Origin of the sequence: Bifidobacterium aerophilum (assembly GCF_010667685.1) — a bacterium.
Taxonomy (GTDB): Bacteria; Actinomycetota; Actinomycetes; order Actinomycetales; family Bifidobacteriaceae; genus Bifidobacterium; species Bifidobacterium aerophilum.
Map to the genome: position 1 here is coordinate 52,572 of NZ_WHZW01000006.1, position 23,746 is coordinate 76,317.

The 23,746-nt window shown below is 61.3% G+C and carries 14 protein-coding genes, 1 other RNA gene and 1 pseudogene; 8 read left to right on the plus strand and 8 right to left on the minus strand.

From position 1 onward, the window contains the following. Positions 1–83: 83 nt before the first annotated feature. The 3 genes and pseudogenes from cas9 (at position 84) to cas2 (ending at position 4,790) form a co-directional block, all read left to right on the plus strand. A complete protein-coding gene (gene cas9, locus GFD25_RS03555; RefSeq protein WP_204314756.1) occupies positions 84–3,494 on the plus strand; it encodes a type II CRISPR RNA-guided endonuclease Cas9 in 3,411 nt (1,136 codons plus the stop codon). 9 nt (positions 3,495–3,503) lie between these two features. Then, a pseudogene (gene cas1, locus GFD25_RS03560) lies at positions 3,504–4,410 on the plus strand (type II CRISPR-associated endonuclease Cas1). Further along, the gene (cas2, locus tag GFD25_RS03565; RefSeq protein WP_163230051.1) at positions 4,407–4,790 is read left to right on the plus strand and encodes a CRISPR-associated endonuclease Cas2; all 384 of its coding nucleotides are present in this window, start codon (positions 4,407–4,409) and stop codon (positions 4,788–4,790) included. Before cas1 ends, cas2 begins: the two are co-directional and overlap by 4 nt. A gap of 327 nt (positions 4,791–5,117) precedes the next feature. Here cas2 and GFD25_RS03570 read toward each other — a convergent pair whose 3' ends face one another. After that, positions 5,118–6,338 (minus strand): ATP-binding protein, encoded by a 1,221-nt coding sequence (locus tag GFD25_RS03570; protein ID WP_204314757.1) that lies wholly within the window; start codon positions 6,336–6,338, stop codon positions 5,118–5,120. Positions 6,339–6,536: 198 nt separating this feature from the next. Further along, the gene (gene asd, locus GFD25_RS03575; RefSeq protein ID WP_163230053.1) at positions 6,537–7,631 is read right to left on the minus strand and encodes an aspartate-semialdehyde dehydrogenase; all 1,095 of its coding nucleotides are present in this window, start codon (positions 7,629–7,631) and stop codon (positions 6,537–6,539) included. 433 nt (positions 7,632–8,064) lie between these two features. Between asd and GFD25_RS03580 the strand changes: the two genes are divergently transcribed. Both GFD25_RS03580 and GFD25_RS03585 read left to right on the plus strand, forming a co-directional pair. Continuing rightward, complete coding sequence (locus tag GFD25_RS03580; protein ID WP_163230055.1) at positions 8,065–8,712, plus strand: DUF5701 family protein; 648 nt, start codon at positions 8,065–8,067, stop codon at positions 8,710–8,712. An 82-nt stretch (positions 8,713–8,794) separates the two neighbouring features. Continuing rightward, complete coding sequence (locus GFD25_RS03585; RefSeq protein WP_163230057.1) at positions 8,795–10,477, plus strand: PASTA domain-containing protein; 1,683 nt, start codon at positions 8,795–8,797, stop codon at positions 10,475–10,477. Between the two features lie 100 nt (positions 10,478–10,577). Here the strand turns inward: GFD25_RS03585 and GFD25_RS03590 are convergent, their stop codons facing one another. Next, positions 10,578–11,939: a metallophosphoesterase family protein gene (locus GFD25_RS03590; protein WP_204314763.1), complete on the minus strand. Its 1,362-nt coding sequence runs from the start codon at positions 11,937–11,939 to the stop codon at positions 10,578–10,580. A gap of 401 nt (positions 11,940–12,340) precedes the next feature. Between GFD25_RS03590 and leuA the strand changes: the two genes are divergently transcribed. After that, entirely contained in the window at positions 12,341–14,254 is a 1,914-nt protein-coding gene (gene leuA / locus GFD25_RS03595; protein WP_163230061.1) for a 2-isopropylmalate synthase, read from the plus strand. A 210-nt stretch (positions 14,255–14,464) separates the two neighbouring features. Here the strand turns inward: leuA and GFD25_RS03600 are convergent, their stop codons facing one another. After that, complete coding sequence (locus GFD25_RS03600; protein ID WP_163230063.1) at positions 14,465–16,888, minus strand: transglycosylase domain-containing protein; 2,424 nt, start codon at positions 16,886–16,888, stop codon at positions 14,465–14,467. Between the two features lie 277 nt (positions 16,889–17,165). On the opposite strand from GFD25_RS03600, the gene GFD25_RS03605 reads away from it, so the two are divergent. Together GFD25_RS03605 and ffs are read left to right on the plus strand one after the other, a co-directional pair. Beyond that, positions 17,166–21,308, plus strand: a complete 4,143-nt coding sequence (locus GFD25_RS03605; RefSeq protein ID WP_163230065.1) for a S8 family serine peptidase — start codon at positions 17,166–17,168, stop codon at positions 21,306–21,308. 189 nt (positions 21,309–21,497) lie between these two features. After that, an RNA gene (gene ffs / locus GFD25_RS03610) (signal recognition particle sRNA small type) lies at positions 21,498–21,594 on the plus strand. Between the two features lie 259 nt (positions 21,595–21,853). Here ffs and rplI read toward each other — a convergent pair. The 4 genes from rplI to rpsF all read right to left on the minus strand — a co-directional run bounded on the left by rplI (position 21,854) and on the right by rpsF (position 23,707). Further along, complete coding sequence (rplI, locus tag GFD25_RS03615; protein ID WP_163230067.1) at positions 21,854–22,300, minus strand: 50S ribosomal protein L9; 447 nt, start codon at positions 22,298–22,300, stop codon at positions 21,854–21,856. Positions 22,301–22,318: 18 nt separating this feature from the next. Then, positions 22,319–22,567 (minus strand): 30S ribosomal protein S18, encoded by a 249-nt coding sequence (rpsR, locus tag GFD25_RS03620; RefSeq protein WP_033890661.1) that lies wholly within the window; start codon positions 22,565–22,567, stop codon positions 22,319–22,321. A 111-nt stretch (positions 22,568–22,678) separates the two neighbouring features. Next, a complete protein-coding gene (locus GFD25_RS03625; protein ID WP_163230070.1) occupies positions 22,679–23,347 on the minus strand; it encodes a single-stranded DNA-binding protein in 669 nt (222 codons plus the stop codon). A gap of 63 nt (positions 23,348–23,410) precedes the next feature. Continuing rightward, positions 23,411–23,707: a 30S ribosomal protein S6 gene (rpsF, locus tag GFD25_RS03630; RefSeq protein WP_033496384.1), complete on the minus strand. Its 297-nt coding sequence runs from the start codon at positions 23,705–23,707 to the stop codon at positions 23,411–23,413. Positions 23,708–23,746: the final 39 nt, after the last annotated feature.

Sequence of the window (23,746 nt, forward strand, 5' to 3'; positions counted from 1 at the left end):
TCGGCAGGTTTTCTGTCAGGGGCGGACTATAGTCCGCCCCGTTTTTCCGGTACTATTTCTGTAACCCAAGACTTCGAAGGAAAATGAGGCAGGTGCATACTGCACGTTACAGAATCGGAATTGATGTAGGTTTGAATTCGGTGGGATTAGCCGCGATAGAGGTCGATGATGACGACATGCCTATGCGCATTCTCAATGCGCAGTCGGTCATTCATGACGGAGGAGTTGATCCAACTAAGAGCAAAGAAGCAATTACTCGGAAAAATATCTCTGGCGTGAGTCGGCGGGCGAGACGAATGGTGCGTAGACGTCGTGAGCGTCTCGACCATCTTGACGCCAAGCTTTCGCAGCTCGGATATCCGCTCATTGATCCTGAATCATTGAGCATGCCATTTGAAGAGTGGCATGTCCGCGCGCGATTGGCTGGGTCTTTCATCGAGGATGAATCCACTCGTCGCGAGGATCTGTCCATCGCTATACGTCATATCGCTCGGCATAGGGGATGGCGCAATCCATACCATCGCGTGGAATCGTTGTTGGCAGACAACCCGTACTCGGGTCAGCATGCTGAGCTGAAATCACGAGCAGAACAGCGTATAGGACATGTTCTCAATGAGGATTTCACACCTGCTCAACTCGTCGTTTCTGTATTGTCGGCAGGATATGAGAAATCGCCGCGTCTGCGGACCAGTACCAAGTACGGTGAGGGACTATTGCCGCAGAAACTGATGCAGGAAGACAATGCGAATGAGTTGAAGCGCATTTTCTCAGTGCAGCGCATACCTAAAAGAGAGTGGGAGCCGCTATTTCGTTATGTATTCTGCTCAGTGTCACCTCGGGGAGCTGCCGAAAAGCGGGTCGGGCGTGATCCATTCGATGCTTCTCAACTGCGCGCATTAAAAGCATCATTAGTGTTCCAGCGGTATCGTATCGCGAATGTGCTGACAAATCTCCGCATTCGAGAGAATGGACATGAACGGTCGTTGACGCTTGGTGAGAAGCGGTCGACATATGCATTGCTTTCCTCTGATTCGGCGGAGGACATCACCTGGGCGGATATCGCGACTCATCTTGGAATTGAGAGGAATCAGATTCGAGGCGTTGGCAGATTGGCTGGCGACGGTGAAGAACGCATTGCAAACATCCCGCCAAGGATGACGTCTTTTCAACGAATATGCGAAGCTGACAGGAAGATCTCCAAACCGTTACGACGGTGGTGGGCGGAAGTGTCAGATGCTGCACGGGAGTCGATGATCAGACTATTGTCCAACACTGTAGATTTTGATGATGTCTATGAAGATGTTAGTTATTCTGAAGCCATTGAGTTTATCGATTCGTTGGATGACGATGGGCTGGCTAAACTGGATTCAGTCGATTTGCCGTCAGGCCGTGCTGCATATGGTGAGAGGACATTGCAAAAGCTCACCGAACGCATGCTGACTACCGATGATGATCTTCATGCTGCGCGCAAGGCATTGTTCCACGTGTCTGATTATTGGCGTCCGCCAGCGGATCCGATCGGTGCGCCGTTGGGCAATCCTTCGGTGGACCGAGTAGTGAAGATCGTCAATCAGTGGATAATTAATTGTAGTGGTCGCTGGGGCGATCCCGTGTCTGTGCAGATCGAGCATGTGCGTTCTGCATTCGACTCAGTGGCGACTGCGCGACAATATGAACGTCGTACGGGGAATCGGAGTGTATATCGGTCTAAAATAGCTGCGCAATTGCGGGAAACTGAACACCGTGACCGTGTCCGTGCGTCGGATATCCGCAGGCTTGAAGCAATACAATGCCAGAATGGCCAATGTCTGTACTGCGGCCGGCCGATTACGTTTGACACGTGCGAAATGGATCATATCGTGCCACGCAAAGGCGTGGGGTCCACGAACACTCGTGCCAATCTGGCTGCAGTATGTATTGATTGCAACCGATCCAAATCGAAAACGTTGTTCTCGGTGTGGGCAAAAACCGAGCAGGCGCAAAAACGTGGCGTCAGTCTACAGGATGCGTTGAATAGGGTTGACCATATGCTGTATGACAGGAACGCTGATACTCCGCAGACTTGGCGTCGTTTTAAGCAAGAGGTTAAGACTCGTCTCAAGCAGACCGAAGACGATGCCCCGATTGATAACCGTTCCATCGAATCGGTCGCGTGGATGGCCGATGAGTTGCATCGTCGTATTGACTGGTATTTCAATGCGGAACGGTATCTTGCTGAACATGACAGGGAGCGTCCTCATGTCGCAGTTACGGTACTGGTTTTCCAAGGTCGTGTCACAGCCCTAGCGCGACGGGCAAGCGGATTGGAGGGTCGCATCCATTTCTTTGGCGCCCGATACAAGACGCGTCTCGATCGTCGGCATCATGCGGTGGATGCTTCTGTAATCGCGCTGATGAGGCCGTCTGTAGCAAAGATGCTGCTCGAACGTGATTCGATACGTGAGGCTCAGATGATTTCGGGACGGCTGGCCGAAGGCGAACGTAGTTGGAAGGAATACCCGTATGAAGGGCGCGACGAATACGGTTTGTTCCAGCGGTGGCGTATTGGCATGGAGATGTTACTTGAACTGCTTAATGAGGCTCTTGACTGCGATCGAGTGGCCGTAAGACAGTCGGTAAGGTTGCAGCTTGGGAATTCGATAGCGCACGATGCGACCGTCAAAGCGTTGAAGAGCGTTCATCTTGGAGATGCGATGAGCGCCGACTTGATTCGCCGCGCCTCTACGCCTGCGTTATGGTGTGCGTTGACTCGTCTTCCCGATTATGACGTAAAGAGTGGTTTGCCATCTGATGACATGAGACGAATCGTCGTGCACGGTACTACGTATTCGGCTGATGATGAGGTGAATTTCTTTGATGGTCAGTCGGCGCGGATTATCGTCCGTGGAGGTTCTTCCGACATCGGTTCGGCAATTCACCATGCACGTGTGTACCGCTGCTGGAAACGAAACGGTAAGCCTTGGTATGGCATGATTCGCGTGTTTCAAGTGGATTTATTGAAGGACCATGGCGATGATTTATTCTCGGTGCCGCTGCCTCCGCAGTCGGTATCGATGCGCTGGGGAGAGCCTCGTACCGTACAGGCGATTCAAGATGGATGCGCAGAGTATCTTGGTTGGCTGGTTGTTGGGGACGAGATTCGCGTGCATTTTTCGCGTAGCAAACTCAGTGGCCAGATTGGTGAGTTTGCTGAGTGGTGTGGCGATTCTGATTCTGCGGATATTGTTCGGTGTACTTGGGTACTCGTTGGCTTTGAATCCAACATGCATGTAATAATGCGTCCCCGACTGTTGGCCTCCGAAGGGTTGAAGAATATTCCGGAAATGTCTTCTTTGCCGGAGAGTGTTCGAAAGATAGTGGAAGGAAAAGGCTGGCGTTCTACGGTAAATGCTCTTGGAAGTTCTTTCCCCGTTGTGGTGCGTCGTAATGCCTTTGCCGAACCTCGTTGGCATTCACGAGCGGGGATGCCGTGCTCGTGGCGATGGTCTCAGTAAGGCTGAGCCATGCAAGGTCAATGGCGGGTCATTGATTGCACGGAAATGTCCGGCTATATCTCATATACGCGCGGCAATATGCGTGTGAAACGTGATGATGACGACACGGTTGCGGATGTGCCGTTGGCGCAGACCGCTGTGGTGTTGCTTGGGTTGAAGGTGTCATGTTCTGCAGCCGCATTGCATGAAATGGCTCGTCATGGAGTATCGGTTATGCTCTGCGACTGGCGTGGGATACCGGATGCGGCGCTGCATGCTTGGACGGATACGCCGACTACTGTCACGCAACGTCAGTTGGCTCAGTCGGATATGACATTGCCGCGTCGGAAGAATGCATGGGGCAGAATCGTGCAAGCAAAGATACGAGGACAGGCCGCTTGCCTGGACTCGCTCGGCATTGATGGAGGTGGAATATTGCGAGGCATCGCTGCTTCGGTAAGATCCGGAGATCCCTCGAATTGTGAAGGGCATGCGGCACGGGAGTATTGGAAGTTCATGTTCCCGGCAGATGAGGATTTTCATCGCATGCCCGGCGAAGGTGTCGGCCGTAATGCGCAATTGGATTATGCATATACGGTATTGCGGGGGTTTGCGGTCAAAGCTGTTATTGCTGCCGGGCTTATTCCCGCATTGGGAATGCACCACCATAATCGGGGAAACTATTTTTGCTTAGCCGATGATCTGTTGGAACCGTATCGCCCGGCAATTGATCGTCGGGTTGCTGAACTGGGCTCGGAGGCATCTCTTGCTGAAAGGAGTGTCAAACGGTATTTGGTGGAGGTGATCAATCAGCAGATGAATGGTACCGGTCTGACGATTCCGAGTTCTTTGAACGATTTTGCGCAACAATATGGTTTTGTACTGCGAAGGGCGTATGGATCGGCTTCCCGTGCCTGAATATGTGGGAGTGAAATGAAGAAGGATGAGGATAGCGGCGGTATGTGGTGTTTGGTGATGTTCGATTTGCCGGTCAAGACCAAGCAACAGCGTAATGCTGCTACTGATTTTCGAAACATGCTGCTGGATATGGGCTACGGTATGGTGCAGTACTCCGTCTATGCCAGATATACGCCCACTCAGGCGGGCAATCGCGCAACGGTGCAGATGATCAAAGCGGCGTTACCTGCACAAGGATATGTGCGTGTCCTACATGTCAGTGATCATCAGTGGTCATCGGCGTTACGATTTTCTAATTCGGAGCAGTTGGATGATGCGGAAACGCCTGAGCTGTTCACGCTTTTTTTGATCGTGAAAATATGCTGTAAGCCGCAGAAAACAGCCCCTCTCAAGAAGTGATCAAGCTTATCAAGAGGGGTGAATGCTAATTCCCAACTACCGCGGTCATCCGCGCCCGCGTGGGACAAGCTTATCAAGAGGGGTGAATGCTAATTCCCAACGGATGCTTCGCTGGGTGAAATCTCATTGCAAGCTTATCAAGAGGGGTGAATGCTAATTCCCAACATGTGCTGTGTATGGACGTGCCAGGCATCAAGCTTATCAAGAGGGGTGAATGCTAATTCCCAACGAACCGCAGGAACCCACTCCACACGTTTAACGTTATCAAAATGTTTCAAATGCATTGGCCCATCCTCATGCAAGTTACGAAGCTTCTCAGGTGCCGTATCACCAATCTTCGGCGAGAAGGAATTCGTCGATGCGCCGGTGTTCGATGCCGTCGCGCGGGCGCAGGATCGGATCCATCGACACCACGGTTTTCGGGTAGTTATCCGGAACGTCTCGGAATACTCCGAACTCGCGCTCGGCGGTCTTATCACTGTCGATAAGATACGTCACCTGTACATATCGACGTTGGGCGCCTTTGTCAAACACGAAGTCGACTTCCTTGTCATTGACTGTGCCCACGGAAACCGTATAGCCCCTGCGTAGTCCTTCCATCGCAACCATGTTTTCCAACACGCCTTGTATCTGTGCGGTGCCGTCGCCGATGATTGCGTTACGTAACCCATGATCGGCTACATAGTACTTCTGCAGTGTTTTCAGCACCTGCTTGCCGGCCAAATCAGTACGATTCATACGTTCCAGCAGAAATGCCTCGCGGCAGTATTCCAGATAATTGATGACGGTCTGCGTGCTGACTTCAATACGTTCCGCCTTGAGATATGCGGCGATGGCGTTTGCGGATAATACATTGCCGGTGTTTTGCATGGCGAACATGACAATGCGTTCCAACAGCGCCACGTCGCGGATGCTATGGCGTCGAACCACGTCGCGAAGCACGACGGAACGGTAGATGTCCGTCAGATATGTACGACGGCTTTCTTCGCTCCAACTGCCGGTGGCAACAAACGGCATGCCGCCTTCTTGGACGAATGCGTCAAAAGAGTCATTTCCGTGGATGTGTTGCCGTGCGTCGCGGAATTCTGCATATCCGAATGGGAAAATCTCGAACTGCACGTATCGGCCGCCAAGGTAGGTGGCGAGTTCGCCGGACAGCAGCGTGGAATTCGATCCGGTGATGATCACGTCTGCCTGTGTTGTAGCGCGTAGTGAGTTTACGACCTTTTCGAAACCTCGCACTTCCTGTACCTCATCCAGAAAAATGTAAGGCTTGCCGTCGATGGCGTCGATTCGATCCATGAGATACGGATAGAGCACGTCGGGATCGTGATACTTGGCGAGAGCATAGTTTTCGAAGTTCAGGGAAATGAACTGCTTAGGGGTTCGACCTTCGGAGAGAAGACGTTGTTGGATGAGCCGCAGCATGTCCGATTTGCCGCTTCGGCGTAGTCCGACTAACACTTTGATGACATCGTCGGCCCCGATGAACGGCATGATGCGATCGAGGTAGCGAGAGCGATCAATCAGCGGCTTACTTTCTTTCATGGAAGAAAGTATATCAATTTTTTAGAATTTCTTCTTCCATGGAAGAAGAAATTCTAAAAACGCGGAAAACTTCTTCTATACAAGAAAGTGGTGTGCGCAATGCGCGGGCAGCCGGCCCGACTACGACGAATCCCCGTCGGTTTGATTCCGGACGGGGATTCGTCGTATGTGCATTGCGGCTATTGCCGTTGGGCGCGCCTACTTCTTGGTGATGTAGCCGAGCGCCTTGAGCATTTCGGCGCATTCGAGCGCGCCGCCGGCCGCGCCGCGCAGCGTGTTGTGCGCCAGGCCGACGAACTTCCAATCGAAGATCGAATCCTCACGCAGACGGCCGATCGACACGCCCATGCCGCCCTCATAGTCCACATCGAGCTTGACCTGCGGGCGGTCGTCCTCGGTCAGGTACTGGATGAAGTGCTTCGGCGCGTGCGGCAGACCGAGCTCGGCGGCCTGAGACGTGTAGTTGACGAGCCGGTCGATCAGCTCCTCCTTCGTGGCCTTCTTGCCGAAGTTGAGGAACACGGTCGCGGTATGGCCGTTGAGCACAGGCACGCGGATGCACTGCGACGTGATGCGCAGCGGGCCGTCGAACGGCACGATCTCGCCGAGTTCCGGGTCCACATGACCGAACACCTTGAGCGGTTCCTTCTCGCTCTTCGCCTCCTCGCCGGAGATAAACGGGATGATGTTGCCCACCATCTCGGGCCAGTCCTTGAACGTCTTGCCCGCACCGGAAATCGCCTGATACGTGCTTACGACGACCTCGCGCGGCTCGAACTCCTTCCACGCGGCCAGCGCCGGGGTGTACGCCTGGATCGAGCAGTTCGGCTTGACCGCGATGAAGCCGCGCGTCGTGCCGAGACGCTTGCGCTGGTGCTCGATCACCGCGAAATGCTCCGGGTTGATCTCCGGCACGACCATCGGCACGTCCGGCGTCCAACGATGCGCGCTGTTGTTCGACACGACCGGCGTCTCGGTCTTCGCGTACCGTTCCTCGATCGCGCGGATCTGGTCCTTCGGCATGTTCACGGCCGAGAACATGAAGTCCACGCCGGCCGCGACCGACTCCGCGTCGTCGCCGTCGACCACGGTCATATGCTTCGCGTACTCCGGCATCGGCGTCTCGATCTTCCAACGGTCGCCGACCGCCTCCTCGTACGTCTTGCCGGCCGAGTGCGCGGACGCGGCGAGCGTCGTCACCTCGAACCACGGATGGTTCTCGAGCAGCGTCACGAAACGCTGGCCGACCATGCCGGTCGCGCCAAGAATGCCGACCTTGAGTTTTTCGGACATACCAACCCCTGTGTTTGTGCGGATTACGAACTGCGAGTTGCCGACCATTGTACGAACCGCGGCGCATAACGGCACGCGCGCTCCCACATGCTGGCCGGATGCCGTATGGCGTGGCGGCCGGGGTGAGGCCTGCTGACCGTAACCGAGTCCGTGTTCCGTATATGTGACTCAGTCACGGTCGTTATAGACGACAAGACAACCATTACTGAGTTCGGATATGACGAAGCGGACTCAGTTACGGTCGTTATTCGTCCGGAGACAACCGTAACTGAGTCACGATGATGGGACGTGTACTCAGTTACGGTCTGAAATAATGTGGAGATGACCGAATCCGGATCGAAATGTGTGACGCGGACTCAGTTACGGTCGTGATGGGAAATGATGAGGAACCGGCTGAGGGATGACCGACCGAGCCGCTGGTAGGCTGGGAGATATGTCGATCGCATCGGATGAAGCACGCAAGCAGCTGGACCGTCTCGTGGCGTTGGGGTACCCGGACGTGGCGGACATCTCCGCCGCCTCGTTCCGCGCACTCGCGCGTCCGCTGATCGCCGCGCTCGAGAGATGCGATCCGGACAGCGACGATCCTCGGTACCGTCTGGGCCGCGACATCCTGTTGATCCCGACGCGCGAACTCGTCTCGCCGGAATCGCTGATCGCCCGAACCAGCATCAACCGCATGGCCGGATTCACCACCATGCCGCCGCGCGACATCGCCAGCTTCCTGCCGCAGGACGGATTCGAGCCGCCCGAAGGCCCGTTCTACTTGGCCGTCGAACCGCACACCGGCACCTGCTACATCAACCGCGAACCGGACGTGGCGCGCAAGCTCATCGACTCCGACGAACGCACGCCGCTCACCCTTGAGGAAGGCCTCGCGATCGCCACGCAGCACCCGGAATGGCTGCTCGAAAAGAACGGGTTCAACCTGCTCGGCTCGCGCAGCGCCGACGGCCGCGTGCCCAGCATCTGGATGAGCCAGAACGCCCCGCGGCTCGGCGCGGTATGGCCCAACTCCCGTCATACATGGCTCGGCAACGCCTACTGCATCTCCCGGCGCGGGGTGAGCCTGTTCCGCTGAACCAGTTCCACTACCCTCGTCAGCATGCCGAGAACCGTCGAAGAATATACTGAAGGCATCCGTTGCTGACGAGGAGGTCATCATGGATGCCGATCGTGAAGTGCGCGAATCGCGCGAATCCCGCGAACTGGCCCGCGAAAACAGGCGGAACAAGATCATTGCCGCGGTACTCTCCATCGTGATGATCATCGTGACGGCGGCCAGCCTGACGTTGTATGCGTTCCTCAAGCCGATCAGGTCCACTCCGCCGGCAGACGACACGACACCCATCTCGTCCTACACGCTGCCCAAGCCGACGCCGTACGCCGACGATCCGGTCATGGCCGCCGACGTCATCGCATCCATCGACCGGCTGCATCGCTCCATCAGCTACTCCACCCGCTACCGGTTCTCGGGAGCCGCCGAAGGTGCTTTGCTCGGATACGGCGGCACGACCAACGCCGGCTATCGCATCACCGAGGACTCGCTGCCCGATGACCTGACACTGATCGTGTCGCGAGGCCCGGGTGTCCCGGACGACATCGTCGGCAGCGACGTCGGGGACGTGCCCGCGTATCTGAAGGGCATGGACCTGACCGTGAGTTACGTCGGCATGCCGGTATCGGATACGGACAAGCATCCGGCCGGCACGGTCGTCGCCACGAACCCGGCACCCGGCACGGCGCTGAGCGAGGGCGATCCCATCGTCGTCGGCGTCGCCACGGCCGTCGGCAACGACAACGGCAAAGGCGTGCTCGGCGCGGACATCATCGGCCAGCGTTCCGACGAGGCCAGGCAAACGCTGGAATCTCAAGGCCATGCGGTCAATCTGCAACCGAGGTTCTCGTCCAGTGACGCTCTCGGCACGGTCGTCGCCACTGATCCCGTGCCCGGTTCGGTACTCGCCGACGGGCAGTCGGTCACCCTGTATTACGGCGTTGACATGACCGGCGCGAAGGATGTGTTCAGTGAGCCGCGCGACGACCTGAACGGCTTGCGCGCGGTGCGCACGGGCGCGTCATCCGGCGTGACCACGGCCGCGATCGCCGGCACGTACTGCCGCGACGTGACCCGGGAATCCGGCACGTCGCCCGGCACTCCGGTGACGGATACGGCCGGCCAATGCCTGACGCTGACCGACCGCACATCGACTGACGGTTCGAACGGGCACTATCTCGTGCTCAACGGCGACGATCCCGCACAGCCCGACGACCGGCTTGACCTGACGAATTTCGCGCACGACATCGGTGGCGCGCTGCTCGAAGCCGATCCGGACAATCCCACCGGACAGTTTCCCATGCGCAACCATCTGCTCGCCCAGGGACTCGACAAGAACTGGGGCGTCGCGGAACTGTACGCGGGAAACGGCCTGCCGAACTGCGGCGACGCCGTGTTCACGGGCGCTCCCGGCCAGACCTGCGACGGCGATCTCACGTTCGAGATGAAGGATTTCCTCGTGTACTTCGCGGCCGGCGCCAACGTGGACGAGGTGGAGAAGACCGGATATTTCGACCGCAGCGCGTTGTCGGAGGCGCTCGACCAGTCGCCGGTCGACGATTCGCGGCCGTTCGTGCTGGTGCGCGACCGCACGCTGTACGACGTGACCAGCAAGCCGGCGGGGGAGTGGATCACGACGGTCAATCCGTTCGTGCCAACCAATTCCGCGGACAACGACTACCGCAACGCGATGGTCGGCATGAAGCCGGCGCCCAGCGGTGAGACCGTGTACTACCTGGTCGACGAACCGTACGACTGGTCGGTGTTCCCCGCGTATGACCGGCAGTAGGTTTTCCGCTCTGATCTCGCTCAAAGGCCATGAAAGGCAGCGACCCATGCCGGCCTGCGGATGCCTTGGCTCCCTCTGACCCGGGAGCCAAGGCGGATCGCTAGCGTCGCGTCCGTTTGCCGGACCGCCTGGCCGGCCCGATCTGCCTGAACACGGCATGCACGATCGCGGCGAACGCGGCGGTGGTGCCGAGCGCGACGCCGGCGAACACCTGCGGGCGGCGCAGCTCGTTGCGCAGGCTGATCGCCCCGGTCACGCAGTGGTCCTCGAAGAACACGCGCACCTCGTTGCTCGAATACCGCCCGACCAGTTCGCCCCAAGTGAGCATGCGCGTCACGTAGTTGCGCGGATTGTCCTCGCGGAACTCGAACAGGCGGATGCCGCGGTAGCGCGACTTCGGACCGTAGCATTCGAATCCGCAGGTCGGCGCGTAGCCGAGATCCATGCCGTCCACGTGGCCGACGAACGAGTTCTTGTGGTCATGGCCGCAGAACAGCGCGAAATAGCCGCCCGCGTCGCGCATCGCGTCGACCTCGCCGACGTTCTCGTCCGCGCAGCCGATCGCCTCGCCGAGCCGCGATCCCGGCCGGCAGATCTCATGGTTGAGCACGTAGCAGTGTCCGGCGTAGTTGCGCGCGCCCTCGACCGCGTTCGGCGTCCATGCGGGCACTTCGGTCAGGCAGTCGTAGAACTCCTGCGGCGGAATGTGCTGGAACGCGATCGACGGCACCGGCCGGCCGTCCCCGTTGCGGTCCGCCAGCTCGCGCTGCACGTCGCCGAGCCATGTGATCGCCTCGTCGCTCGGCGTGCCGTATCCGTCGGAGTCGGCGAGATCGAGACCGCGCGAATTGGCGACATAGCGCGGATACTGCGCGTCGTTCTCCTCCGGCTTGCCCGCGTAGTCGCCCGAATTGACCATCATCACGCTCATCGCGATGTGTCCCGAGCCGTCGGAGGCGGCGACCGGCAGCGCGAACGTGCCCGGTTCGAATGAGTCGGCGGGGTTCAGGCATCCCGGATATTCGCGGTAGATGTCGTCCTGCTCGTCGGCGAGGATGCCGCATTGGAAGTCGTGGTTGCCGTAGGTCGCGGCGAACGGGATGCCGGCGTTGACGACCGGGCCGAGGAATCCGCTGAACGTGTCGCGCACCTTCTGACGGGTGTCGTCGAGCAGATCGTCGAGCGTGGCCACGTCCGCGACGGGCGGCAGATCGGGGTTGCGGCGGGCGTCGATGCGACGCCGGATGCCTTTGAGCTTCGCCTCGACCTCGGTGACGAGGCGGACCTTCGCCCCTGGATTCTCGCCGCGGCGACGCAGGAACGTGTCGATGTACGCCGGATCGTAGCCGCGGATCTGATCGCCGGTGAACACGACGAGATCGGGGTCGGCGGCCTTGATCGCGGCTTCGATCATGCGGATCGTGTCGGGATGGACGTTCGGGCCGTCCTGAATGTCGGCCATCTGCAGCACGCGGAACGTGCCGTCCTCGCGGAACCGAAGCGTGGCAGAGGAATGGGATTCGTTCGCGGACGTGGTGCGGGGGGCGGCGGCGGTCGGGCCGGCGTGCGCTTCGGCCGGCTGCGCGAAATCGGAAGGCTGTGTCATGCACCCCATCTAACCGTGCCGAGCGGCCCGTCATCGGACGATGTCCGCGATCCGCGCGGAAGCATCACGTTTGCGCAACCGTGCGTTTCACATGGTGATGCATGTCGGAGCGCTTGGCCGGACTCATGCGCCGAATCCCGAGATTACGGCGATTTCCCGGGGCGGGGCCGGTATGATGAAAGTTTGTACATGTTACGTACACGTAAACGATACGGCCGGGCTGAACCACCGGCGCAATTCCAAGAAAAGGAGGAGTGATGGGTCAGGATCAATCGTCAGTGTTTGATCTCGCGGCGGTCGCCGCAGCGTCCAACGGAGGGAACAACGACCCGCTGCTGCCTCCGGCGCGCTTCATCGGCGACCCGCAGAAGCCGAGCAAGATGCCGTACAACAAGTACGCCGCCTACGACAAGCAGGTGCCGTTCGACTACCCGCAGCGCACGTGGCCGGGCAAGCGCATCGAGCGCGCCCCGCGCTGGTGCTCGGTCGATCTTCGCGACGGCAACCAGGCGCTCGTCAACCCGATGGATTCCGAACGCAAGCTGCGCTTCTGGAACCTGCTCGTCTCCATGGGCTTCAAGGAGATCGAGGTCGGCTTCCCGTCCGCGTCCGAAACCGATTTCGACTTCATCCGCATGCTCATCGAGCGTGAACTGATCCCGGACGACGTGACCATCGTCGTGCTCACGCAGTGCCGCGAGCACCTCATCCGCCGCACCTACGAGGCGCTGCGCGGCGCCAAGCGCGCGGTCGTGCATTTCTACAACTCCGTGTCCGTGCTGCAGCGCGAGGTCGTGTTCCGCAAGAACAAGGCCGAGATCAAGCAGCTCGCCATCGACGCGGCCGAGCTGTGCAAGCATCTCGAGGGCGAGGCCAAGGGCATCGACCTGTACTACGAGTACAGCCCGGAGTCGTTCACCGGCACCGAGCCGGAGTATGCGGTCGAGGTGTGCAATGCGGTCATCGACGTCATCAAGCCGACGCCGGATCACAAGATGATCATCAACCTGCCGGCCACGGTCGAAATGACCACGCCGAACGTCTTCGCGGACGAGGTCGAGTACGTCTCCAACAACTTGAACGACCGTGATTCGATCGTGCTGTCGCTCCACCCGCACAACGACGAGGGCATGGGCGTGGCCGCCACCGAACTGGGCGTGCTCGCCGGCGCCGACCGCGTCGAAGGCTGCCTGCTCGGCAACGGCGAACGCACCGGCAACGTCGATCTCGTCACGCTCGGCCTGAACCTGCTCACGCAGGGCGTCGACCCGCAGATCGACTACTCGAACGTGCCGGAAATCCGCAAGACGGTCGAATACTGCAACCAGATCAAGATCTCCGAGCGTCACCCGTACGCGGGCAACTTCGTGTTCACCGCGTTCTCCGGCTCGCATCAGGACGCGATCAAGAAGGGCCTCGAGGCGCGTCAGATGGCCGCCGACCGTGCCGGCGCCGATCTCGACAGCTTCGTGTGGCTCGTGCCGTACCTGCCGATCGACCCGAAGGACATCGGCCGCACGTACGAGGCGATCATCCGCGTCAACTCGCAGTCCGGCAAGGGCGGCATGGCGTACCTGCTCAAGACGAACCACAACCTCGATCTGCCGAAGCGCCTGCAGGTCGAGTTCGACAAGATCGTGCAGAAGTACGCGGACGACACCAAGAAGGAAGTCAAGGACGAGGACATCTGGCGTCTGTTCAAGGACGAGTACCTGCCGGTCGAGGAGTCGGGCGCGACGGCGGCCGGCGCGGTCGTGGGCGACACCCGCGACGAGAGCCTCGAACAGTGGGGTCGTCTGAAGCTGCTCAAGGTGTCGGTCTCCTCCGGCGAGGATGGTTCGGACACCGTGCTCAAGGCGAAACTGCTCGACCGCGGCGCGGGCGCGGCGAACGCCGCAGAACCGGTCGTGCGCGAGCTGTCGGGCATCGGCAACGGTCCGATCGCCGCGTTCATCAACGCGATTTCGAACCTCGGCATCGAAGTGTCGGTGATGGACTACGTCGAGCACACGATGTCCGTCGGCACCGACGCGATGGCCGCCTCGTATGTCGAGGCGCAGGTCGGCGAGGACGCGGAGAGCCAGATCATCTGGGGCGTCGGCATCGACTCCTCGATCATCACCAGCTCGCTCAAGGCGATCATCTCCGCGGTGAATAGATCGGAACGCTGACATCCGTCAGCGTGCTGTGCCCTGCGCGTCGCAACTGATGTTGCTCCGGCTACGAACAGTTCACTGGACTGTTCGTCGGAACGCTGACATCCGTCAGCATGCTGTGTCCAGCGCGTCGCAACTGATACGCGACTGATACAACAGTGGCCTCCCTCAATCGAGGGAGGCCACTTGCGTTGTCGGGGCGCGAGTCCGGCGGGCGTGAACGGATCAGTTCACGTTGCCAGACGTGCCGCCGGACGCACCGCCGCCGGTATCCGACGATCCGCCGGAGTCTGAGCCGTTGCCCGACCCCGAACCGTTGTCGGAATCCGATCCGCCGGATCCGCTGCCGGAACCGGAACCATTGCCCGATCCCGAACCGTTGCCGGAACCGTTCGATCCGGAACCCGATCCGCTGCCGGATCCGGAACCGCCGGACGACTGCCCGTCGCCGGACGTATCTTCCTGATTCTGCTTGTCCGATTCCGTCTGCTGGTCGGACTGGTTGCCGTTCGAGCCGGAGTTGCCCGAGGAACCGGAATTGTTTGAGTTGCCCGAGTTGCCCGACGTGCCGGAGCCGGACGCATAGCCTGATCCCAGGCCCCAAGTGCCGTCCGGCCCGCCGATCTTGCCGTCGTCGGTGGCTGTCGGGAACGCGATGACCTCGCTGTTGGCCAGCGCCTGGCTCATGAACTCGGTGAACAGATGCGCCGGATATCCGGTCGAGGAGACGCCGTAGCCGGAGAATTCCGGCACGACCTGCGGAGAGCCGTTCTCGTCCGGATTCCAGATCGCCCACACGTTGAGCAGCTGCGGGACGTAACCCACGAACGAGGCCGCGGTCTCGTCGTTCGCCGTGCCGGACTTGCCGGCCACCGCTCGTCCCAACGTCGCGGCGACGCCGGTCGCGGTGCCGTTCACGGTCGTGCCCTGCATGGCCTTCTGCACGAGCGCGCAGTCGTTCGCGTCGAACACGCGTTCGTTGGCCGCGGTCACCTTGTACACTTCCGTGCCCTTGTAATCGGTCACGTTCGACACGACGTGCAAGGTGTTCTTGACGCCGTTCGCGGCGATCGTCGAATGGCCCTGCGCCAGATCCCATACGGTGCTCGCGTTGATGCCGAGCACGTTGTACGGCGACGTTTCGTCGATGTCGCTTTCGATGCCGGCCTCATGCGCGATCTTGGCGGTGCGCTGCGGCGTCAGGTGCTCGTTGACGTCCATGAACACGGTGTTCACCGAGTTCGCCGTGGCCTGATACAGGTTGATGTATCCCCAGTTGAGTTCGAGCGCGTTGCTCACGTCGTTCTCGACGCCGGCGAAGTGCTGGTGCGAGTTGCCGTTGAACAGCGTGTTGAAGTTCACGCCCTCCTGCGCGGCTCCCAACAGCGCGAACGGCTTCATCGTGGATCCGGGCTGGAAGTTCGCCTGCGTGGCGTTGTTGTACTGGTTGGTCAGGTAGTCGCTGCCGGCGTACATCGCCTTGACCGTGCCGTCCCGCGGGTCGACCGCGATGCCGCCGACCTGGATCGACGACGGCATGCCGTCCGGGCGCGTGTCGCCCACGGTCTGGATCTCCGACTGCATGTCCTTGTCGAGCGTGGTGACGATCTTGTATCCGCCCGTTTCGATGTCGTCCTTGGTGAACGTGCCCGAATTGATGAGCTCGTTCTCCACGGTCGTCAGCAGATAGCCGTTGTATCCGGAAAACACGTTGCTCGGCGAGTATTCGATCGTGTCGGGCAACGTGGCGGCTTTCTTGTGCTCGGCCGCGGTGATGTAGCCGTCCTCCTGCATGATGTTCAGCACGCGCTTCATGCGCTGCGTAGCCATGGCCGAGTTCACGGCCGGGTCCCACGACGAGGGGGAGGGGATGATGCCGGCGATCATCGCCGCCTGCTGCAGCGTCAGGTCCTTCGCGTCCTTGTTGAAGTACGCCTGCGCGGCCGCCTGGATGCCGTATGCGCCGCGTCCGAGGTAGATCGTGTTCATGTAATTGCACAGGATCTCGTTCTTGTCCTGCGCCTGCGCGAGCTTGAGCGCCAGGATCGCCTCATGCGCCTTGCCGAGGTACGACGTGGTTTCGCCCAGATAGTAGCGTTCCGCGTACTGCTGGGTGATCGTCGAGCCGCCCTGTCGCGAGCCGGTCGTGATGTTGTTCACCAGCGCGCGGGCGATGCCCTTGAGATCGATGCCCTTGTTCGTGTAGAACGTGCGGTCCTCGGATGCGACGATCGCCTTGCCGACGTAGTCGGGCAGGTCGGTGCACGAGATGATCTCGCGGTTCTGCTCGGCGAACGAACCGATTTCGGTGGTGCCGTCCGCGTAGTACACCGTCGTCTTCTGCGACAGCGCGATCTTGTCGGCCTGCGGGATCTCCGTGGTGATGTACAGATAGGCGAATGCGCCGATGCCCGTGACGATTCCGGCCGCGAACAGGATGCCGATGGCGATGAGCACCCGCTTGAGGATAGAACGCTTCTTGCGGTTGTTGGGACGCCTGGTTCCGCGTGAACCGCCCGCGCGGTGCGACCCGTGGCGCGCGCCGGAACGCCGGCGTTGCGCCGGTCCGTTCGACGGCGCGCCCGCATGGCGCGATGCGTGCGCCGACCGGTGCGATCCGCTGGAAATAGTGCGTGACTGTGAAACCATGGTTTCCACCGTAACGTCCCGCCCTGAAATTCAGGGCCGATATGCGAGACATCCAGATGGTGGAAAGTGAATTTTTCCTGAATTTACACATTTGGCTGAGATGCCCCAATAATTGGAAAACGCTTACTCCCATAAGGGCCGGAGTGTCTGGGGAACGGCTGTGAACGTCCTGAGTGCAATGGACAAGTTACGTGAATGAACGGTGAAGAGGCCTATAGTTTGCCCTAACTCGCCATATTTATCGCAGGGCGAGCTCCATAGGGGAAGGAATACAAGCATGGCTTACAAGCAATGGCCACGCTGGATTGCGATCGCCGCCAGTGTCGCGATGTTGGGCGCTGTGCCCGCCGTCGCGAACGCCGACCAGACCGTCGATCCCGACAACATCGATCAGGCCGTCTCCACCCTGCGCGGACAGCTGTCTGCCAAGGTGCTCGGCGCGAAGGGGAACATCACCGCGTTCATCCAGACCACCGGCGAATCCGGTGTCGAAGCGAAGACGAACGCACTGGACTCGCTGAACCGCCAGCGTTCCGCGATGTCGCAGGAAGCCAAGGAAGACAAGGCCGCGGCGGTCGGCGAGCAGAGCGCCGCCAAGGCCGAGACCACCGCCGACAAGGTGTTCGAACAGCTCAAGACCATCGACGCGAACGCGCAGAAGCTGTACACCACGTCGTACGCGATCTCCGGCGTCGCCGTCAAGGCCGACGCCGCCGCGCTGCGCACGCTCGCCGAACAGTCCGGCAAGGTGATCTCCGTCTCGGCCATCACGCCGAAGACCGCGACCACCGTGTCCACCGGGGACACCACCTCGTCCGAGAACGCCAAGGCCCAGCAGGCCGACGCCGCCGCCCAGAAGGCCGCCGGCAACGAGAAGCCCGCCAACAAGAACAGCGACCCGCTCGTCAACGCCGTCAAGGCCTGGACGCAGACCGGCAACACCGGCAAGGGCGTGAACGTCGCCGTCGTCGACACCGGCCTCGACTACACGCACGCCGACTTCGGCGGCGCGGGCACCACCGCGGCCTACGAAACCGCGCTCGCATCCAAGGCCGACCCGCTGACCGACCCGACGCTGAGCAAGCTGCTCGACAAGACCAAGTTCAAGGGTGGCTACGACTTCGCCGGCCCGACCTACGGTTCCAAGGACGCCAACGGCAAAACCATCGACACGGCCGAGCCGGACGCCAACCCGATCGACGGCAAGGGCGGCCACCACGGCACGCACGTCTCCGGTTCAGTCGCCGGCTACGGCGTGACCGCCGACGGCAAGCAGTACAAGGGTGATTACACCAAGCTCACCGACGGCGACGTCGCCGGCATGGAGGTCGGACCGGGCTCCGCCCCGCAGGCCGGCCTGTACGCGCTGAAGGTCTTCGGCGACAACGGCGGCACCACCGGCCTCGTGCTCGACGCTCTCGACTGGGTCGCCGAACACAACCTCAAGGCCTCCGCCGACGACAAGATCGAGATCGTCTCCATGTCGCTCGGCGGCAGCTTCGGCGCCTCCGACGATCCGGAGAACCAGGCCGTCGACAACCTGACCAAGGACGGCGTGCTGTCCGTGATCGCCGCCGGCAACGACGGTGACGTCACCGACATCACCGGCGCCCCGGGCACCGCGGTCAGCGCGCTGACCGTCGCGGCCAGCCAGACCGGCAAGACCCTGCAGGACGCCATCGAGGTCACTGATGGCCCCGCCTCGCTCAAGGGCAAGAAGCTCGCCGGCCAGTACTCGCAGAACTACGCCAACCTCAGCAATTTCGACGTCGAGGGCAAGGTCGTGCGCGTCAAGGCCGCCGACAACCTCGAAGGCTGCGCCGCGTACTCCGCCGAGGACGCCGCCGCCGTCAAGGGCAACATCGCGTACGTCGAATGGAACGACGCGGCCGTCAACTGCGGTTCCGGTATGCGCTTCAACAACGCCGAGAATGCCGGCGCGATCGGCATCCTCTTCGGCTCGCAGAGCAACATCCCCGAGGCCGGCATCGCCGGCAACGCGGGTATCCCGGGCCTCCAGCTCGTCAAGGACGCCGCCGAGAACAAGGACCTGCAGGCCGCCATCGACGCGGGCACGCTGAAGGTCAAGCTGGCCTCCAGCCTGCGCCTGAGCGAGAACGCCGACTACTCCGCCGAATCCGCGGACACCATCGGCTCGTTCACCTCCCGCGGCATCCACGGTTCCTATGACGGCACCGTCAAGCCCGACGTGGCCGCCCCGGGCGTCGGCATCATCTCCGCTTCCGCCGGTTCCGGCGTCGGCTCCGAAGTCATGAGCGGCACCTCGATGGCCACCCCGCTCACCTCCGGCGTCGCCGCGCTCGTGCGTTCCGCCCACAAGGACTGGGACGCCTACACCGTCAAGGCGCAGATGATCAACACCGCCGACCACGACGTGCTCACCGCCGACCGTTCCGTCGCGTACGGTCCGCTGCGCGTGGGCGCCGGCCGCATCGACGCGTACGCCGCGGTCAACAACGGCGTGCAGGTCAGCTCCGACAACACCGCAGCCGTCACCGGCCAGTTCGGCATCGTGCAGGTCAAGAAGGACGGCTACACCGCCAAGAAGACCTTCACCGTGACCAACCGCACCGGCGAGGACCGCACGTACAAGGTCTCCTATGACCCGCGCGTCGCGGCCGAGGGCGTCGAGTACCAGCTGAGCGCCGACACCGTGACCGTTCCCGCCAACGGCACCGCCACGTTCGACGTGACGCTGAGCATCCCGGACCAGTCCAAGCTCACCCACTCCGCCGACCCGACCAAGGCCCTCGAAGTCGCCGGCCTGCCGGCCAGCTATGTGACCGACGCCAGCGGCATCGTCAAGCTGACCCCGGCCAACGCCGACCAGAAGGACGCCTTCGGCCTGCGCGTCGTCGTGTCCGCCGCGCCGAAGCCGGTTTCCGAAACCGCCGCGACGTACGAGAAGAGCGAGGACGGCAACACCAAGCTCGTCATCTCCGGCCACGGCATCAAGCAGGGCGAGGGCGACGCCGCGTACGAGTCCAAGGCCACGCCGCTCGTGTACGCCATCTCCGATCCGGTCGACGGCTACTACGGCGACAAGGACAGCGATCCGATCGTCGCGCAGCGCAGTCTCGCCGCCGCGGACATCCGCGCAATCGGATATTCGTCCACCGCGCCGCAGCTCGCCGACAAGTCCCAGGGCGTGCTCAACTTCGGTGTCGTTACCGATAAGACCTGGAACCACCTTGGCAACGTGTTCATGCCGGACATCGTCTTCGCCACGCCGTATGGCCAGTTCCTGCTGTCGGTGGTCAACACCGTCGGCAACACGCAGGCCGATACCGCGTACGCCGTCACGTATCAGGTCGATCCGAAGACCGGCCGCCTGCTCAGCGTTGTCGATCAGGAAGCGATCGATGACGCGTACATCAACGACTCCAACCAAGTCGTGCTGTCCGTCAAGCTCTCCGCCATCGGCTTCACCGCCAAGGACACGAGCGCGACGGTGCAGTTCTACGGACAGACCGAATCGCTCTACGCGGCCGGTAACGCGAAGAACCAATACATCGCCGATACGACCGACATTGCAGAACTCGACGCGTACGACCCGGACCTGTGGTTCGGCGACGCCGGTGCCAAGGACGCGGGCGTGAGCACGTTCGACGACCAGGACGGCACCACCGTGGCCGTGCACCAGGCCGCCGAGCCGCTGCTCCAGGATCTCAAGACCCTGACCCTGCACACGCTCGGCAAGGCCCCCGACGCGGCCGACGCGACCGCGACGTTCGACGTCGATTCGCTGACCGCCGTGTCGAAGGACCAGCTCAAGGCGCTGATCGACAAGGCCAACGCGCTCGACCAGAAGGCCTACACCGACGCTTCCTGGCAGGCCCTGCAGGCCGCGCTTGAAGAGGCCAACAAGGTGTACGCCGACAAGTCCGCCACCCAGGAGCAGGTCAACGCCGCGGCCCAGAAGCTGCAGGAAGCTCTCGACGGTCTGGTCAAGGTCACGCCCGAAGTGAACAAGGACAAGCTGAAGGCCGCGCTCGACGCCGCCAAGCAGCCCAAGGAGTCCGACTACACCGCCGAGTCGTGGAAGGTGTTCGCCGACGCCCGCGACAAGGCCCAGAAGGTGTACGACGATCCGAACGCCACCCAGGAGCAGGTCAACGCCGCCGAGAAGGCGCTGACCGCGGCCCAGGGCGCGCTGGTCGCCAAGCCGGCTCCGAACAAGCCGAAGCCGGAGGAGCCGGGCACCAACCCGACCAACCCGGGCTCCGACAAGAAGCCGGGCGTCCAGACCGGTACCGGCAACGGTGACAAGAAGGCCGATCTCTCCAACACCGGTGCTTCCGTCGCTCCGTTCGCCGCCGGCGTCGCGCTGGCGGTCGCCGCCGCGGGCGCGCTCCTCGAGGTTCGTCGCCGTACGGCTGCTTCGACCCGTCGTCACTGACGGCAATGATCATGCGGTTGGATGTTCCGGTCGCATGATCCCGTAGGCCTGTCGCCGGCCGGCTGGTTCCGGCAGACGACAGGCGCAGGGCTCCGGCTGATCACGGCCGGAGCCTTTTTCGTATGCGTTTCGTATGCGAACATGTCCGTGTCGTTGCCCCGGATTTTGTCGGGGCATGATGTACACTAGTGAAAGCCTCCATGTGGCGTTATGTCACCCAACTCCCCCAGGGCAGGAATGCAGCAAGGGTAAGTGGCCTCTGACGGGTGCGTGGAGGTTTTTCATATCTTCCGTATTTCCAGGTTCCCGCGCCGTTGCGGGATCCGTCCGAACATCCTAGGATCCGTCGGAATCAGCCTCATGCGGCGCCGTATAGCGTCGCATACGGGCATACGTCCGGCATCGCATCGTGTATCGCCGTGTATCGCATACGAAAAACCCCTTCGAACGCGGGAAACCCGCGCCCGAAGGGGCAGATGCTTAAGCTCAGACTGTTATATATGTGTCAGTCTGGAAGTTCCGGCGGAAAGAACCGCCGGAACGGGTCACTCGGCGACGACCTTCACGAAGAAGGACGCGGTGATCTCCGGGTGCAGGGCGACCTTGGCCGGGAAGTCACCGGTGGTCTTGATCGGCTCGACCTCGATGTTCTTCGGGTTGACGGCGGCCTTGTCGGACAGGGCGATCGCGATCTTGTCGTTGGAGATGCTGCCGAAGAGCTTGCCGGACTCGGAAACCTTGGCGGCGATCTCGACGGTGGTGCCCTCGATGAGCTCCTTGGCGGCGACGGCCTCTTCGCGGGTGGCGACGGCCTTGGCCAGACGGGCGCGCTTCATCGCCTCGATCTGGGCGGCGGCACCCTTGGTCCACGCGAAGGCGAGGCCCTGCGGGAACAGGTAGTTGCGGGCGTAGCCGGCCTTGACCTCGACGACGTCACCGGAGTGACCGAGGTTGGCGACGGTGGTGGTGAGGATAACCTTGGTATCAGCCATGTTCCTTTACCTCCTAAATCAGCGGCCGGAAGTGGCGTACGGCAGCAGGGCCATCTCGCGGGCGTTCTTGATCGCCTTCGAGATCTCGCGCTGCTCCTGCACGGTCACACCGGTGATACGACGGGAACGGATCTTGCCGCGATCGGAGATGAACTTGCGCAGCAGCGCAACGTCCTTGTAATCGATCTCGGTGATCTTGGCGGCCTTCAGCGGGTTCGGCTTCTTCTTGAACGGCTTGACCGGCGGTTGCGGCCTCTTACGTGACATGATGTTCTCCTTAAAACGTTAGGTTGTTGTGCTTCGTGAGCTGGGACGGCGGGCGGCGCGAGCCCTGTCGCGCGTATCCCGCATGCGTCCCGGTTGCGTGAGTCGTGCGGATCAGAACTCCGGTTCCTCGGACGAGCCGCCGAAATCGGAGCTGCCGCCGAACGTCGAGAATCCGCTGTTCGCGGAGGCGTCCGAAGACCACGGATCGGTCGCCGGAGCCTGCTGTGCGGGAGCGGACTGGACGGGAGCGGGGGCCTGGGTCGGGGCGCCGGTGTTGTACGCCGCGCCTCCCTGATAGCCGCCGTTCTGGTAACCGCCGTTGCCGCCGGCATATCCGGCGCCTCCGGAGTAGCCGCCAGCCTGACCGCCGCCGTTGAACCCGTTCTGTCCGCGGCCGGCGAATCCGCCCTGGCCGCTCGACGTGCGGGTCACCTGCGCGGTGGCGTATCGCAGCGACGGGCCGATTTCGTCGACCTGCATCTCCACGACGGTGCGGTTGGAACCGTCCTGCGCCTGATACGAGCGCTGCTGCAGACGGCCCTGGGCGATCACGCGCATGCCCTTGGTCAGGGTCTGCGCGCAGTGATCGGCCAGATCACGCCATGCGGAGCAGCGCATGAACAACGCGGCGCCGTCTTCGAACTGGCCGGAGTTGCGGTTGTACGTACGCGGCGTCGAGGCGATGGTGAAGCTCGCGACGGTCGCGCCGGAACCGATGGTTCGCAGCTCGGGGTCGGACGTGAGATTGCCGACCACGGTGATGATCGTTTCGCCTGCCATGACGTTACCTTCTTACCTTACTTACGCGTGATGGCTCACGTTCAGCTTGCGCTGAGGAAAGCTTTACTTGGCGTCCTTACGAAGGATCTTCGTACGGATCACGGATTCGTTGAGGTTCAGCACACGGTCGAGCTCGTCGCTGACGGCAGGCTCGCAGGTGTAGTTGACCACGACGTAGTTGCCTTCGGTCTTGCCGGCGATCTCGTAAGCGAGCTTACGACGTCCCCAAATATCGGTGTTCTCGACGGAACCACCTTCCTTGGTGACGAGTTCCAGATACTGCTCGGTCAGCTTCTTCAGACCGCGCTCATCCAGCTCGGGATCGGCAATGAACATCAGTTCGTACTTATGCGCAGACATCACCCACCTCCTTCGGACTATTCGGCCACGGACGTTCCG

Bases quoted from the DNA above. Each gene is read 5' to 3' on its own strand.
- GFD25_RS03625 (WP_163230070.1), bottom strand. From the start codon at position 23,347: ATGGCAGGCGAAACGATCATCACCGTGGTCGGCAATCTCACGTCCGAC.
- GFD25_RS03570 (WP_204314757.1), bottom strand. From the start codon at position 6,338: ATGAAAGAAAGTAAGCCGCTGATTGATCGCTCTCGCTACCTCGATCGC.
- GFD25_RS03605 (WP_163230065.1), top strand. From the start codon at position 17,166: ATGGCTTACAAGCAATGGCCACGCTGGATTGCGATCGCCGCCAGTGTC.
- leuA (WP_163230061.1), top strand. From the start codon at position 12,341: ATGGGTCAGGATCAATCGTCAGTGTTTGATCTCGCGGCGGTCGCCGCA.
- GFD25_RS03585 (WP_163230057.1), top strand. From the start codon at position 8,795: ATGGATGCCGATCGTGAAGTGCGCGAATCGCGCGAATCCCGCGAACTG.
- cas2 (WP_163230051.1), top strand. From the start codon at position 4,407: ATGAAGAAGGATGAGGATAGCGGCGGTATGTGGTGTTTGGTGATGTTC.
- GFD25_RS03600 (WP_163230063.1), bottom strand. From the start codon at position 16,888: ATGGTTTCACAGTCACGCACTATTTCCAGCGGATCGCACCGGTCGGCG.
- cas9 (WP_204314756.1), top strand. From the start codon at position 84: ATGAGGCAGGTGCATACTGCACGTTACAGAATCGGAATTGATGTAGGT.
- rpsR (WP_033890661.1), bottom strand. From the start codon at position 22,567: ATGTCACGTAAGAGGCCGCAACCGCCGGTCAAGCCGTTCAAGAAGAAG.
- GFD25_RS03590 (WP_204314763.1), bottom strand. From the start codon at position 11,939: ATGGCCGACATTCAGGACGGCCCGAACGTCCATCCCGACACGATCCGC.
- GFD25_RS03580 (WP_163230055.1), top strand. From the start codon at position 8,065: ATGTCGATCGCATCGGATGAAGCACGCAAGCAGCTGGACCGTCTCGTG.
- rpsF (WP_033496384.1), bottom strand. From the start codon at position 23,707: ATGTCTGCGCATAAGTACGAACTGATGTTCATTGCCGATCCCGAGCTG.
- asd (WP_163230053.1), bottom strand. From the start codon at position 7,631: ATGTCCGAAAAACTCAAGGTCGGCATTCTTGGCGCGACCGGCATGGTC.
- rplI (WP_163230067.1), bottom strand. From the start codon at position 22,300: ATGGCTGATACCAAGGTTATCCTCACCACCACCGTCGCCAACCTCGGT.